The 14,707-nt window shown below is 71.4% G+C and carries 12 protein-coding genes; 9 read left to right on the forward strand and 3 right to left on the reverse strand.

What is annotated here, in order from left to right:
- The first annotated feature begins 98 nt into the window (after nucleotides 1–98).
- Together glpX and C4T78_RS18800 are read left to right on the forward strand one after the other, a co-directional pair.
- Complete coding sequence (gene glpX / locus C4T78_RS18795; RefSeq protein WP_093349395.1) at nucleotides 99–1,136, forward strand: class II fructose-bisphosphatase; 1,038 nt, start codon at nucleotides 99–101, stop codon at nucleotides 1,134–1,136.
- A 268-nt stretch (nucleotides 1,137–1,404) separates the two neighbouring features.
- Nucleotides 1,405–2,151: a S1 family peptidase gene (locus C4T78_RS18800; protein WP_093349397.1), complete on the forward strand. Its 747-nt coding sequence runs from the start codon at nucleotides 1,405–1,407 to the stop codon at nucleotides 2,149–2,151.
- 60 nt (nucleotides 2,152–2,211) lie between these two features.
- On the opposite strand, the gene C4T78_RS18805 is transcribed toward C4T78_RS18800, so the two are convergent.
- Nucleotides 2,212–2,646 (reverse strand): nitroreductase family deazaflavin-dependent oxidoreductase, encoded by a 435-nt coding sequence (locus C4T78_RS18805; protein WP_093349400.1) that lies wholly within the window; start codon nucleotides 2,644–2,646, stop codon nucleotides 2,212–2,214.
- 1 nt (nucleotide 2,647) lies between these two features.
- On the reverse strand, nucleotides 2,648–3,388 hold the full coding sequence (locus tag C4T78_RS18810; RefSeq protein ID WP_093349403.1) for an SDR family NAD(P)-dependent oxidoreductase: 741 nt from the start codon (nucleotides 3,386–3,388) through the stop codon (nucleotides 2,648–2,650).
- Nucleotides 3,389–3,474: 86 nt separating this feature from the next.
- Here C4T78_RS18810 and C4T78_RS37325 point away from each other — a divergent pair, with 86 nt between their 5' ends.
- Nucleotides 3,475–6,465, forward strand: coding sequence for an AfsR/SARP family transcriptional regulator (locus C4T78_RS37325; protein ID WP_093349405.1), 2,991 nt, complete (start codon nucleotides 3,475–3,477; stop codon nucleotides 6,463–6,465).
- A gap of 63 nt (nucleotides 6,466–6,528) precedes the next feature.
- Here C4T78_RS37325 and C4T78_RS18820 read toward each other — a convergent pair whose 3' ends face one another.
- Complete coding sequence (locus C4T78_RS18820) at nucleotides 6,529–7,512, reverse strand: NAD(P)/FAD-dependent oxidoreductase (protein ID WP_093349408.1); 984 nt, start codon at nucleotides 7,510–7,512, stop codon at nucleotides 6,529–6,531.
- A gap of 188 nt (nucleotides 7,513–7,700) precedes the next feature.
- Here C4T78_RS18820 and C4T78_RS18825 point away from each other — a divergent pair, with 188 nt between their 5' ends.
- The 6 genes from C4T78_RS18825 (at nucleotide 7,701) to C4T78_RS18850 (ending at nucleotide 14,660) form a co-directional block, all read left to right on the forward strand.
- Complete coding sequence (locus tag C4T78_RS18825) at nucleotides 7,701–8,459, forward strand: S1 family peptidase (RefSeq protein ID WP_093349411.1); 759 nt, start codon at nucleotides 7,701–7,703, stop codon at nucleotides 8,457–8,459.
- A gap of 176 nt (nucleotides 8,460–8,635) precedes the next feature.
- Nucleotides 8,636–10,030 (forward strand): class II fumarate hydratase, encoded by a 1,395-nt coding sequence (locus C4T78_RS18830; protein ID WP_093349413.1) that lies wholly within the window; start codon nucleotides 8,636–8,638, stop codon nucleotides 10,028–10,030.
- 171 nt (nucleotides 10,031–10,201) lie between these two features.
- A complete protein-coding gene (locus C4T78_RS18835; RefSeq protein ID WP_093349420.1) occupies nucleotides 10,202–11,710 on the forward strand; it encodes an ATP-dependent DNA ligase in 1,509 nt (502 codons plus the stop codon).
- Between the two features lie 13 nt (nucleotides 11,711–11,723).
- Nucleotides 11,724–12,137: a DUF4288 domain-containing protein gene (locus tag C4T78_RS18840; RefSeq protein WP_093152852.1), complete on the forward strand. Its 414-nt coding sequence runs from the start codon at nucleotides 11,724–11,726 to the stop codon at nucleotides 12,135–12,137.
- A gap of 161 nt (nucleotides 12,138–12,298) precedes the next feature.
- Nucleotides 12,299–12,856, forward strand: coding sequence for a hypothetical protein (locus C4T78_RS18845; protein ID WP_093349423.1), 558 nt, complete (start codon nucleotides 12,299–12,301; stop codon nucleotides 12,854–12,856).
- A 364-nt stretch (nucleotides 12,857–13,220) separates the two neighbouring features.
- Nucleotides 13,221–14,660: a GuaB1 family IMP dehydrogenase-related protein gene (locus C4T78_RS18850; protein WP_093349426.1), complete on the forward strand. Its 1,440-nt coding sequence runs from the start codon at nucleotides 13,221–13,223 to the stop codon at nucleotides 14,658–14,660.
- Nucleotides 14,661–14,707: the final 47 nt, after the last annotated feature.

Raw genomic sequence — 14,707 nt, forward strand, 5'->3', positions numbered from 1 at the left:
GATCTGCGAAGATCGGAGCCAACGAGCCTGAGCGCGGGCCGCGTCCCGCCGAACTCGGGCAGTCGAACCCGAAGAATGCTCACCACCCGGGAGGCGCGATGAGCTCCAGCACCGAACGACACCGCGAAGCACCGGACCGCAACCTCGCCATGGAACTCGTCCGCGTGACCGAGGCCGCCGCGATGGCCGCCGGTCGCTGGGTCGGCCGCGGCGACAAGAACGCAGGCGACGGCGCGGCGGTGGACGCGATGCGCAAGCTCATCGGCACCGTGTCGATGCGGGGCGTCGTGGTCATCGGCGAGGGCGAGAAGGACGAAGCCCCGATGCTCTACAACGGCGAGGAGGTCGGCAACGGCGAGGGCCCGGAGTGCGACGTGGCCGTCGACCCGATCGACGGCACCACGCTGCTGAGCAAGGGCATGCCGAACGCGCTGGCGGTGCTCGCGGTCTCCGAGCGGGGCACCATGTTCGACCCGTCCGCGGTGTTCTACATGGAGAAGATGGCCGTCGGCCCGGAGGCCGCCGGCCACATCGACATCAGCGCGCCGATCGCGGAGAACGTGCGCCGGGTGGCCAAGGCCAAGCAGATCGACGTCTCGGACGTGACGGTGTGCATCCTGGACCGGCCGCGCCACGAGCAGATCGTCAAGGAGGTCCGCGAGGCGGGCGCGCGCATCCAGTTCATCTCCGACGGCGACGTGGCGGGCGCGATCGCGTCGGCCCGGCCGGGCAGCGGCGTGGACATGCTGCTGGGCATCGGCGGCACCCCGGAGGGCATCATCTCGGCGTGCGCGCTGAAGTGCCTCGACGGTGAGATCCAGACCCGCCTGTGGCCGCGCGACGACATCGAGCGCGCGAAGCTGCGGGAGGCCGGTCACGACGTGAACCAGGTGCTGACCACCTCGGACCTGGTGCGCGGGGACAACATGTTCTTCTGCGCCACCGGCATCACCGACGGCGCGCTGCTCAAGGGCGTGCACTACCGCGCGAACCGGTGCACCACCCAGTCGATCGTGATGCGGTCGAAGTCGGGCACGGTGCGCGTGATCGAGGGCCAGCACCGGCTGGCGAAGCTGCGCGAGTACGCCGACGTGGACTTCGTCGACGACTCCGCCCGCCACGGCCTGCTCCCCTGAGAAGGCGGTTGCGGAACCCGACTGCGGGGTGTGCCTCCTGATGTACGACCAGCCGGACTCCGGCGGTTCCGCTCCGGGAAACTGGGAAATATCCCCGGTCTTCTGAGGTAGTACCGAATTCGAAGCGGTGACCTGCTGTTTCACAGCGGGTCACCGCTTCTTCACCTCCCGGTCTCATCCCTTAGTGGGTACGTCGTCCGAGCGAATCCCCCTACTGTCTGTGCCCATCCGGCCAGCGGTGCCGGCAACTCGGGAGGATTCGACGGAAATGCGCATGCGTTCGGTTCTCATCGCGGCACTCGCAGCCGTCGGCGCAGTCGGCGCTCTGGGCATGCCTGCAGTCGCCCAGCCCGACGATGTCAAGCCGTACATCGTCGGCGGCCACGACGCCACCGAGGAGTACTCGTTCATGGTGTCGCTGCAGCAGCAGGGCAGGCACGGCTGCGGCGGTTCGCTGATCAAGCCCGACTGGGTGGTGACCGCGGCGCACTGCGTGCAGGGCGGCGGCCAGTTCTCGGTGCGGGTCGGCAGCAACACCCACGCCAGCGGCGGCGAGCAGGCCAACGTCAGCGCCGTGCGGACGCACCCCTCCGGTGACATCGCGGTGCTGAAGCTGGACCGCCAGCTGCAGGCCACCCCGATCAAGATCGCCTCCACCTCCGGCGACGCGGGCACCGCCACCCGGATCATCGGCTGGGGCCAGACCTGCGCCCGGCCCGGTTGCGGCCCCGCCCCGCAGTACCTGCAGGAGCTGGACACCCAGATCGTCAACGACTCCAGCTGCCTGGGCATCGACGGTCGCAACGAGATCTGCACCGACAACCCGAACGGCAACTCCGGTGCCTGCTACGGCGACTCGGGCGGTCCGCAGATCAAGGGCTCCCCGGGCAACTGGGAGCTGATCGGCGCCACCAGCCGTTCCGGCAACGGTGACTCGACCTGCGCCACCGGCCCGTCGATCTACGCCGACGTGGTCGCCTTCGCGGACTGGGTCAACCAGAACACCGGCGGCTGACCGACTCCGCTGACGGGCGAACGCGCAACCGGGCCCCACACCGGTTGCGCGTTCGTCGTCTCACCCGGTGCGTTCCAGCACCACAACCGGGATCTCCCGGCGGGTGCGCGGCTCGTAGTACGTCCGGTACACGGGCGCGAGCTCGACCATCAGCTCCCACAGCCGCTCGCGCTCCGCGCCTTCCGCGGTGCGGGCCCGCGCCGTGAAGCGCTCGCCCTTGATCTGGACCTCGACCTCGGGGTCCGCCACCACGTTCCGGTACCACTGCGGATGGGTGTGCGTGATGCCCGCACCCGATGCCACCAGCACGTACCGGTCGCCGTCGACGCCGTAGAAGAGCCCGGTCCGGTACCGCTTCCCGGACTTCCGCCCGCGGTAGGTGAGCACCAGGTTGGTCGCCCCGCCTTCGAGGTGACCGCTCTCGCCGTCCGTCGCCACGTAGCGGCGCACGTGCTCGGCGACCGACGGGTCCGGGCTGTCCAGCACCTCGGCCACGTCAGTGCCCCAGGCCCTGCGCGAAGCCGCCGTCGACCGCCAGCTCGACGTTCGTGCTGAACGTCGCGTCCTCGGCCAGGAAGAGCGCCGCCTTCGCGACCTCCTCGACGGTGCCGATGCGGCGCAGCGGGGTGGATTCGTCGCCCTGCCGCTCGAACTCCCGCCGCTGCTCCTCGCTGAGGTCGGCCACGCCCATCGTCGGCGTCTTGATGTAGCCCGGCGCCACGCTGTTCACCCGGATCTTCTTCGGCAGCAGCTCCACCGCGAGCACGTGCGCGAAGGCGCGCATCGCCTCCTTCGACGCCGAGTACGCGCTCAGGCCGGGGAAGACGACGTCGTTGGCGACCGTGGTGAACACGACCGAGCCGCCCTCGTTGAGCAGCGGCGCGAGGCGCTGCACGGTGAAGAACGAGCCCTTGGTGTTGACCGCGAAGTGCCGGTCCCACTCCTGCTCGGTCACGTCGGCGAGCTCGGTGAACCGCGCCATGCCGTGGTTGATGAAGAGGTGGTCGACGCTGCCGAGCTTCTCGCCGACGAAGTCGCCGAGGGCGGCGATGTCGGCCATGCTGCCCGCGTCGGAGCGCACGACGTGCGCGGCTTCTCCCTTCAGCGCGGTGCGCGCTTCCTCGATGTTCCGCTCGTTCCGCCCGGTCAGCACCACCTCGGCACCGCGTGCGAGCAGCTCCCGCACGATCGCCAGGCCCATGCCGTGGGTACCACCGGTGACAACAGCCTTCTTCACGTCCACTCCGTTCGTCGCTGTTGGAGCAACAGTGCGCGGCAGGGCTTTCGACCGGCTGTCGGTTTTCTTGCGGCTATCGTGATCGCATGCGTTTCGGGGTGCTCGGCCCGCTCGCGGTGTGGACGCCGGACGGCACTCCCGTCGCGGTGCCCGAGGCCCGGGTTCGCGCGCTGCTGGCGTCGCTGCTCGTCGCGCCCGGACGTGTCGTGTCCGCGGACCGGCTGGTGGACGAGCTGTGGGGCGAGGCGCTCCCGGCGAACCCGTCCGGCGCCCTGCAGACCCTCGTCTCCCGCCTGCGCCGCGCGATCGGCGCCGAGCTCGTCGTCCGCCGCCCGCCGGGCTACGCGCTGACGGCACCGTCCGTCGACAGCACCAGGTTCGCCGAGCTCACCGCGCTCGCACAGCGCACGTCCGGGGCCGCCGGGAAGGCCGAGGTGCTCGCCGAAGCCCTCGGTCTCTGGCGTGGCGACGCCTTCGCGGGTTTCTCCGACGAGCCCTTCGCCAGCGCGGCAGCAGCCGCGTTGGAAGAGCAGCGCCTCGCGGCTTGGGAGGACTACGCGGAAGCTCGGCTCCAGCTGGGCGATCACAGGTCCTTGGCCGGCGAGCTCCACGCCCTCGTCGAACAGCACCCGCTGCGCGAACGTCTCCGCGCCGCGCACCTGCGCGCGTTGCACCGCGCGGGCCGGACGGCTGAAGCGCTCGAAGGCTACGACGTGCTGCGCCGCCTGCTCCGCGACGAGCTCGGCCTCGATCCGAGCGCCGATCTCGCTGCGCTGCACGCGGAGCTGCTGAGCGCTGAACCCGTGCAGCGGCGCATCCCGCCGCTGCCGATGCCGCCGACCGAGCTCGTGGGCCGGGAACGCGCCGTGGCCGGTGTTCGCGCGCTGCTCGGCGCACATCGCCTGGTCACGCTGATCGGGCCGGGCGGGGTGGGCAAGACGAGGCTCGCCGTCGAGGTCGCGCGCGGAGCAGGCGAGGCCTGCCTGGTCGAGCTCGCCGCACTCCCCCGCGAGACCACAGTGGACGGATTGGTCGACGTCGTGGCGACCGCGCTCGGCGTCCGCGACGGTTCCCGGCCGCGCTCCCCCGTCGAACGGCTCGCCGAGGTGCTGCGCGGGCGGCTCCTCGTGCTGGACAACTGCGAGCACGTCGTCGAGCCCGTCGCAGCGCTCGTGCACAGGCTGCTGGCTACCGGTGCGCACGTGCTCGCGACGAGCCGGGAGCCGCTCGGCGTCTCCGGCGAGCACCTGTGGGAGGTGCCGACGCTCGACGTCCCGCCGCCCGGCGCACCGGCCGCGGACGTGCTCGGCGCCGGAGCGGTGCAGCTCTTCGCCGCGAGAGCTGCCGCGGCCTCGCCCGGTTTCGCGCTGTCCGCGGAGAACGCGGAGGTGGTCGCGACGATCTGCCGCCGCGTGGACGGAATCCCGCTCGCCATCGAGCTGGCGGCGGCCCGGGTGCGCGTGCTCGGCACAGCAGAGCTGTCGGAACGCCTGAACGACCGGTTCGCCGTGCTCACCGGCGGCCCGCGCGACGCGCCACCGCGCCAGCGAACGCTGGGTGCGGTGCTCGACTGGAGCTGGGAGTTGCTGACGGAGGCCGAGCGAACGGTCCTGCGCAGGCTCGCGGTCTTCGCCGACGGCTGCACCCTCGCCGCAGCGGAATCGCTGTGCGCGGGCGATGGCGTGCAGCGCTCGCAGGTCCTCGACCTGCTGACGCGGCTTGTCGACCGCTCGCTGGTCGTGGCCTCGCACACCGCCGACGGCCCGCGCTACGGCCTGCTGGAGTCGGTGTCCGCGTACTGCGAGCGAAAGCTGGGCGCTGAAGAGCGCGATCGCCTCCGCCAGGCGCACACCGCCTACTTCACCGAGCTGGCGGAGGAAGCAGCGACCCACCTGTGCGGGCCCGAACAGCAGAAGTGGCTGGGTCGCCTGGACATCGAGACCGGCAACCTGCGCCGCGCGCTCGGTGACGTCCGCCTGGCCCGCGCGCTGGTCTGGTACTGGTTCCTGCGCGGGCGGCTCGTCGAGGCCCGGCGGGCGACGGAGAGCGCGGACCCGGTGCTCGCCGCCTGGCACGCCGGATTCCGGCTGCTCACCGGCGAACCCGTGGACAACCGCGCCCCGCTGCGCCTGCAAGCCGCGATCACCGATCCGCGAGAGCGCGCGCTGGCGGGCTGGTTCCTCGGCTACGCCGCGACCAGGTTCGGCGATCTCCCGGTCGGCGAGGAATTGACGGGCGATGCGCTGACGGCGTCGGAAGAACTCGGCGACCGCTGGGGGATCGCAGCGGCGCTCAGCGTCCGGGCGGTGCAGCGCCACGTCCGCGGTGACCTCACCGGATCAGCGGCGGACGCCGAACGCAGCCGCGCGCTGTTCGAGGAGCTCGGTGACCGCTGGGGCCGCGGCCAGGCAGGATCCGTGCTCGGCAAGCTCGCCGAGTTCGCGGGCGACTACGCCGCAGCGACGACCTGGCACCGAGAAGCCGCCGAACTGGCCGAGGAACTCGCGCTGTGGCCGGACGTGTCCATGCGCTACTCCGAGCTGGGCCGCATCGCGCTGCTCCAGGGCGATCGCACCGCCGCCGACGAGCTCCACGAGCGGGCCCGCGCGCTGGCCGTCGAGCACGGCGACGCGGCAGGCCAGGAGTTCGCCGAAGTGGGCCTCGCGCTCTCCGCCCGCCGCAGCGGCAGATTCGCCGAAGCCGAGAACCTGCTGCGCCCGTGGCTGGCCTGGAACCAGCGCTTCGAAGCGGACAACGGTGCGGCCCTGATCCTCGCCGAACTGGGCTTCGCGGCCGAACAGCGCGGCGACGCCCCGGCCGCCCTCGATCTCCACACCCAGGGCCTCGAAGCAGCCCGCCGCACCGGAGACCCGCGCGCGGTCGCCCTGGCCTTGGAAGGCCTGGCCGGAGCCCGCCTCCTGACCGGCCAACCGGGCCGGGCGCAAGGCCTCCTCGCCTCGGCGGCCCTGCTCCGCGAGTCCACCGGAGCCCCGCTCCCCGCAGCAGAACGCACAGACGTCAACCGCATCGAAGCAGCTCTCCACGACACGCCCGGTGCTGATTCCGTGAGGAATTGACCGTCGCCCGGCCTGCCCTGCACGTCCGGACCCGGGGCCCGTGCGGTCCGGCCCGTGACCGGGTCAGGGCAGGTTCGAGGAGTGGCCCGGGAAGAGGTGGGCGTCCGGGTTGAGCTCCACCGCGATGTTGTTCACCGCCGTCGCCGCTTCGCCGAAGCCCGTCGCGATCAGCTTGACCTTGCCCGGGTAGGCCGCGACGTCGCCCGCCGCGTACACCCGCGGGCGGTTCGTGCGCATCGTCGTGTCCACCAGGATCGCGCGCTTCTCCAGCTCCAGGCCCCAACCCTCGATGGGGCCCAGATCGGCGGTGAAGCCCAGCGCGGCGACCACGGTCTGCGCGGGGAGCACCCGGCGCTCCGCACCGCCGACCTCGATCTCGACCTCGTGCACCCCGCCCTGGTCACCGCGGATCTCCACCACCTCGGCCGGTGTGATCAGCGGGACGCCGAGGTCCTCGACCTTGTCGACCAGGCCCGGGTGCGCGCGGAACCGCGCTCGGCGGTGCACCAGCGCGACGCTGCGCGCCACCGGGTGCAGCGCCAGCGCCCAGTCGAACGCGGAGTCACCGCCGCCGACCACCACCACGTCGCGTCCACTGTGCACGGCCAGCTCGGGGATGAAGTGCACGACGCCGCGGCCGAGCCAGTCGCCGCCTGCGGGCAGCGGTCGAGGGCTGAACTCGCCGATGCCCGCGGTGATCAGCACCGCGCCCGCGCGCACCGCCTCGCCACCGCCGAGCCCGACCAGCAGCTCGCCATCCACATCGGACAGTTCGACCGCGTGCCTGCCGAGCAGGTAGCGCGGTGCGTACTGATCGGCCTGTTCCACCAGCGCGGCAACCAGATCCCGGCCGCGCACCGCGGGGAACCCGGCCACGTCGAAGATCATCTTCTCCGGGTACATCGCGGTCACCTGGCCGCCCGGCTCGGGCAGGGCGTCCACCAGCGCCACCGACATCCCGCGAAAACCCGCGTAGTAGGCGGCGAACAGCCCCGTCGGGCCCGCGCCGACGACCAGCAGATCGACCTCGTGCGCAACCGCCGCCATCCCACCCACCTCGCCATCGATCGTGCGTGGACGCTCCCAGGCTAGCCGGATCCGGCCGCCATGTCCGCGCAGCTGGGCCAGTCCGCCGAAGCCGCTGCGGCACTCGGCGGTACCCGCCCCGTGGTGCCGCCCATACGTTCACCGAAAGGGGATCTCGTCGGGGAGGAGAATTCGTGAAGAAGAGATCCATGCTGCTCGCTGGCATCGCCGCGATCGCGCTGGGCGCAGGTCTCGCGCCGGCCGCGACCGCGGACGACGACCCGGGCGCGCTGATCGTCGGGGGCCACGACGCGACCGAGCAGTACGACTGGATGGCCTCGCTGCAGCGGGCCGGCAACCACAGCTGCGGAGCGTCGCTGATCGATGAGCAGTGGGTGCTGACCGCCGCCCACTGCGTGCAGGACGTCGCACCGGCGGACCTGGACCTGCGCATCGGCAGCCAGGACCACACCACCGGCGGCACCGAGGCGGGCGTGTCCGAGATCGTGGTCCACCCGGACTACGCGACCAACGGCCCCAACGGCGACATCGCACTGCTGAAGCTGGACCAGCCGGTCTCGGCGACGCCGATCGAGATCGCCGACGCCTCCGGCCCGGAGGGCACGCCCTCGCGGATCATCGGCTGGGGCGTGACCTGCCCGATCCGCGGCTGCGGCCAGCCGCCGGTGCAGCTGCAGGAGCTGGAGACCCAGGTGGTCTCGGACAGCCAGTGCTCGCTGAGCGCCGTCGACGCCGACACCGAGATCTGCACCGGCAGCTCGGAGCTGCTCGCCAACGCGTGCTTCGGCGACTCCGGCGGCCCGCAGCTGGAGGGCCAGCCGGGCGACTGGAAGCTCACCGGCGTCACCAGCCGGCTGGGCAGCCTGATCCCGGTCTGCGGCACCGCGCCGTCCATCTACACGGACGCGACGGCCTACAAGACCTGGATCAACGACACGATCGGCTGATCCGGTTCTCGCGGAGGGCGCCTGCCACCCGGCAGGCGCCCTTCGTGCTTCCCGTGCGAGATGCGGCACCTTCATCGGTCCAGGCGCAGCGTTTGCGCTGCTTCCGGCCGCATCCGCGGCGAGGAGTGGGGCGGCCCACGCTGACCTGGTGGTCATCGCGGCGGGACACTTCTGTCATGGCTGAACAGGACTACCGGATCGAGCACGACACGATGGGCGAGGTGCGGGTGCCCGCCGCCGCCCTGTACCGCGCGCAGACGCAGCGAGCCGTGGAGAACTTCCCGATCTCCGGGCGGGGCCTGGAGCGCGCCCAGATCCGCGCGCTCGGCCTGCTCAAGGCCGCCGCCGCCCGCGTCAACGGCCGGCTCGGGGTGCTCGACGCCGAGGTCGCCGAGGCGATCGCCGCCGCGGCCGACGAGGTCGCCGAGGGCGCGCACGACGAGCACTTCCCCATCGACGTGTTCCAGACCGGCTCCGGCACGTCGTCGAACATGAACGCCAACGAGGTCATCGCGACGCTGGCGTCCCGCGCGCTGGGCCGCGACGTGCACCCGAACGACCACGTCAACGCCTCGCAGTCGTCCAACGACACCTTCCCGACGACCATCCACGTCGCCGCCACCGAGGCGGTGCTCACCGACGTCGTCCCGGCGCTGGAGCACCTGGCGAGCACCATCGAGGGCCGCGCCGCCGAGTGGACCGAGGTGGTCAAGTCCGGTCGCACGCACCTCATGGACGCGGTGCCGATCACCCTCGCCCAGGAGGCCGGGGCTTGGGCGTCGCAGGTGCGCTACGGCGTCGAGCGGCTGCGCAGCGGCCTGCCGCGGCTGGGCGAGCTGCCGATCGGCGGCACCGCCGTCGGATCCGGGCTCAACGCGCCCGAGGGCTTCGGCGCGGCGGTGTCCGCGGAGCTGGCCTCGGTCACCGGCCTGCCGCTGACCGAGGCGCGCGATCACTTCGAGGCCCAGGCCGCGCAGGACTCGGTGGTGGAGACCTCCGGTCACCTGCGCACCGTCGCGGTGAGCCTGACCAAGATCGCCAACGACCTGCGCTGGCTGGGTTCCGGCCCGCGCACCGGCCTGGCCGAGCTGGCGCTGCCGGACCTGCAGCCGGGCTCGTCGATCATGCCGGGCAAGGTCAACCCGGTGATCCCGGAGGCGACCCTGCAGGTGGTCGCGCAGGTGATCGGCAACGACGCGGCGGTGGCCTTCGCCGGTTCGCAGGGCAACTTCCAGCTCAACGTGATGCTGCCGGTGATCGCCCGCAACGTGCTCGAATCGGCGCGGCTGCTGGCCGCGGTGTCGCGCCTGCTGGCCGACAAGGTCTTCGCAGGCGTCGCGGTCAACGTCGAGCAGGCGCGGGCCTACGCCGAGGGCTCGCCGTCGATCGTCACGCCGCTGAACCGCTACATCGGCTACGAGGAAGCAGCCACGGTCGCCAAGCAGGCCCTTAAGGAGCGCAAGACGATCCGCGAGGTGGTCCTGGAGCGCGGCCACGTCGACTCCGGCAAGCTCACCCTGGAGCAGCTGGACGAGGCTCTCGACGTGCTGCGCATGGCCACCGGGAAGTGATGCGCGAAGCGGCGCCTCTCCCCCGGGCTCGGGAGAGGCGCCGCTTCATCGGGTCGGTAACGGGATGGAACGTCCGGCTTCGCGCGTCGAACACCCGATCACCCACGGGACGGCAGGTCGGCACGATCGGTTCCGCTGCGGGTTGTCGGGGTCGCCGCGCACCATGAGCGCATGGTGCTGCTCGCTGAGGTGGTCGCGACCTCGCGCGAGGTCGCGGCAACGCGCTCGCGCAAGGCGAAGACCACGGCCATCGCCGACCTGCTGGGACGGCTGGAGCCCGAGGAGGTCCGCCCGGCGACCGCCCTGCTGGCCGGTGAACTGCCCGGCGGCCGGGCCGGAGTCGGCTGGTCCACGCTGGCATCGCTGTCCGCGGCACCCGCACCGGTGCCGACGCTGACCATCAGCGCCGTCGACACCGCGATCAACGCGCTCCGGGAGATCAGCGGCTCGGGTTCGGCGCAGCGGCGGACGTCGGAGCTGACCGCCCTGCTCGGCCGGGCCACCGCCGACGAGCAGCGATTCCTGGTGCGGCTGCTCGGCGGCGAGCTCCGCCAAGGGGCGCTGGAAGGCGTGATGGTCGAGGCGATCGCCGCGGCCGCCGAAGTGGCGGCCGACGCCGTCAGGCGCGCGTTCATGCTCTCCGGTCGGCTGCCCGCCACCGCCGAAGCGGCGTTGCGCGGCGGAGAAGCCGCGCTGGCCGAGTTCGGCCTGGAGATCGGGCGACCGGTGCGCCCGATGCTCGCCTCGCCAGCCGACGACCTGGAGTCGGCGCTGACCGGAGAGGTGACGGTCGAGTACAAGCTGGACGGTGCGCGCATCCAGGTGCACCGCGACGGCGACGAGGTGCACGTCTACACCCGCACGCTGCGCGAGATCACCGGCAGCGTCCCGGAACTCGTCGACCTGGTGCGCGGCCTGGACTGCCGGTCGGTGGTGCTCGACGGCGAAACGCTGGCGCTCGACGACGGCGGTCGGCCACGACCGTTCCAGGAGACGATGAGCCGGTTCGGCGCGCAGAGCTCGCGAGAGCTGCTGCTGCACCCGTACTTCTTCGACTGCCTGCACCTCGACGGCACCGACCTGCTGGACCTGCCGCTGCGCGACCGGCTCGACGCGCTGGCGAAAGTCGCGCCGCAGCACCGGATTCCGTCGGCTCCCCGCCCGACCTCCGAACGCGCGGCGGCGCTGTTCGACGAAGCGCTGGCCGCCGGGCACGAAGGAGTCGTGGTCAAGGACCTGGACTCCGGCTACGCCGCGGGCCGGCGCGGCCGCGCGTGGCGGAAGGTCAAGCCCGAGCACACGCTCGACCTCGTCGTGCTCGCCGCCGAATGGGGCCACGGCCGCCGCCGCGGCTACCTGTCCAACCTGCACCTCGGTGCGCGCGACCCGGACGGCGGCCCGCCGATCATGGTCGGCAAGACCTTCAAGGGCCTGACCGACGAGCTGCTGGCCTGGCAGACCGAGGAGTTCCAGCAGCGCGAGACCCACCGCGACGACTGGACCGTGCACATCGCGCCCGACCTCGTGGTGGAGATCGAACTCGACGGCGTGCAGACCAGCCCCCGCTACCCCGGCGGCGTCGCGCTGCGCTTCGCCCGCGTGCTGCGCTACCGGCCGGACAAGGACGCGGCCTCGGCCGACAGCATCGAGGCGGTGCGCGCTCTGCTGCCCGGCGGGTGAGATCCTGGGGAGCATGAGCAGCAACGACTTCGACTCGATCGGCTCGATCAACATCGGCCCCATCGACCCGCGCGAGCTCCGCGCCGACGAGCGCGCTGTCGAGCTGGACTACTACGTCGCGGTCCTGCTGATGGAGGCCACCGCGGACGCCGCCGACCACGAACCGCTGTACGAGGAATCGTTCGTGCTGCTGAAAGCCGAATCCGAGGAAGAAGCCGCGGAGAAGGCCGCCTACCACGGGAAGCAGCAGCAGACCAGCTACCAGAACGAGAACCACGAACTGATCACCTGGAAGCTGAAGCAGGTCGTCGAGGTGAAGCCGCTGGAGGACGCGACCTTCGACGACGGCACGGAGATCTACAGCCGCTTCTTCCGCAATTACCAGGCCTACAGCTCCTTCGAACCGCTGACGGAAGAAGAGGCCTGAAAACGCAGCGGCCGGGGTCCCACAATACAGCGGGAGGTCCCGGCGTACTTCCACACCCCAACAGAGCGTGGCCGCGGAGAAGCTACCAAGGCCGAATTCGCAATCACCTTCGGGTGTAAGGATTTGATCTCGAACTTCAGTTCCCGCTTCACTGCGCAACTGTGTTCGTCCACGCCTACGTCGACGAGTCTTATGACCTCACCATCGGCGTCTACATCCTCACCGCCACCATCGTCGACCTGACTGATGCCGAAGACTTTCGCAGCACAATGCGAGGACTGCGCCGAGGAGGAGAGAAGCTCCATTGGAGCAAAGAGCCCCCGCATCGCCGCACGGAGCTCACCAAGGTTCTCAGCTCACTACTGGTCCACAGCGTGGTGGCCATCGGGTGCTCGAAGCCGCTGTTCCCCGAACGCGGAAGGAGAAAGTGTCTCGAATCCTTACTTCCCGAACTCGAAACGCACGGCGCCGACATCGCAACCTTCGAAACCCGCCAGAAGCACAGCAACAAGCTCGACGCGGACATGGTCGACGCTTGCCGGCAGAAGCGGCTCATCACGTCGAACATTCGAATCACATTCGCCCCTGGGACCAGTGAACCTCTGCTCTGGATCCCGGACATCGTGTGCGGCATTGCACTGTCCGCGGAGCGCGGCGATGAAAAGTACCTGCGCCAAGCAGGTGAGCGCATCCGGATCATCCGGATCAATGCCCGATGAGTAGCGCGAAGCCCTAGAAACGCAGAGGCCGGGGTCCCGCCTCCGGCGGGCACACCCGGCGTACTTCCACGCCCCAACAGAGCGTGGCTGACGCCAGTTTACCAGCAATTGGCCCCGCGAAACCAACTCGAACCGACCAACCGATCCGGCGATCTTGACTGGCAGACCCAGAAACGCAGAGGCCGGGGTCCCGCCTCCGACGGGGAGTCCCGGCTTACTTCCCCGCACCGCCGCCTCCAACCCGGCCGCCGTCGGGAATCCGGCACCAGCTCCGAGCCATCGCCCCATCAGATGATCGCGCCGAGCAGGCGCATCCGCCGCTAGGAGGCGACTGCGGCCGTCCGAGGCCGTATGGTGGTCAGACGTGCAGTTCTTGAACGGGCAGCAGCCCACCACCGACCTGACCTACGACGACGTCTTCCTGGCGCCGCGGCGCTCCGGGGTCGAGTCCCGCTTCGACGTGGACCTCGCCACCAGCGATGGCACCGGGGCCACCCTGCCGATCGTCGTCGCCAACATGACCGCCGTGGCCGGTCGCCGCATGGCCGAGACCGTCGCCCGGCGCGGCGGCATCGTCGTGCTCCCGCAGGACGTCGACCCGGCGGCCGTCGCCGAGATCGTCTCCTGGGTCAAGACCCGGCACCCGGTCTGGGACACCCCGCTGGTGTTGCACGCCGACGACGCCGTGGCCGACGCGCTCAACCTCCTGCCCAAGCGCGCGCACGGCGCCGTGGTGGTCGTGGACGACGACAACCGGCCGGTCGGCGTCGTCGACGAGGCCGCGTGCACGGGCGTCGACCGGTTCGCTCGGGTCGGCGAGGTCGCCGACCAGCACCCCGTCGTGCTGCCGCTGGAGACCAAGCCCCGCGAGGTGTTCGAGCAGCTCGACAAGCAGACCCGCAACGTCGCGATCGCGGTCGACGCGGACGGCCGCCTGGCCGGGATCCTGACCCACCGCGGCGCGCTGCGCGCCGAGATCTACACCCCGGCCCTGGACGGCGAGGGCCGGCTGCGGGTCGCCGCGGCGGTCGGGGTCAACGGCGATGTCGCGGCCAAGGCCGCCGCGCTGCTGGAGTCCGGGGTGGACACGCTGGTCGTGGACACCGCGCACGGCCACCAGGAGAAGATGATCTCCGCGCTCAAGGCGGTCCGCTCGGTGTCCCCGCAGGTGCCGGTGGTGGCGGGCAACGTGGTGACCGCCGAAGGCGTGCGCGACCTCGTCGAGGCCGGTGCCGACGTGATCAAGGTCGGCGTCGGCCCGGGCGCGATGTGCACGACGCGGATGATGACCGGCGTCGGGCGGCCGCAGTTCTCCGCCGTCGCCGAGTGCGCGGCCGAGGCGCGCAAGCTCGGCAAGCACGTCTGGGCCGACGGCGGCGTCCGGCACCCGCGCGACGTCGCGCTGGCGCTCGCCGCGGGCGCGGCGTCGGTGATGGTCGGCTCCTGGTTCGCCGGCACCTACGAGTCCCCCGGCGACCTGCAGCGCGACGAGCACGGCCGGGCTTACAAGGAGTCCTTCGGCATGGCCTCCAAGCGCGCGGTGTCCGCCCGGACCCGCACCGACAACGCCTACGACCAGGCCCGCAAGGCGCTGTTCGAGGAGGGCATCTCCAGCTCCCGGATGCGGCTGGACCCGCAGCGCCCCGGCGTCGAGGACCTGCTGGACCAGATCACCTCCGGCCTGCGCTCGTCCTGCACCTACGCGGGCGCCCGCACCCTGGAGGAGTTCTACGACCGCGCCCTGGTCGGCATCCAGTCCGCGGCCGGTTTCGCCGAGGGCCGCCCGCTGCCCACCGGCTGGTGATGCGGGTGCCGGGCGCCTCCGACTCGCCATCGGAGGCGCCCGGCACT

It is taken from the genome of Saccharopolyspora kobensis (genome assembly GCF_900108315.1).
Classification (GTDB): Bacteria; Actinomycetota; Actinomycetes; order Mycobacteriales; family Pseudonocardiaceae; genus Saccharopolyspora; species Saccharopolyspora kobensis.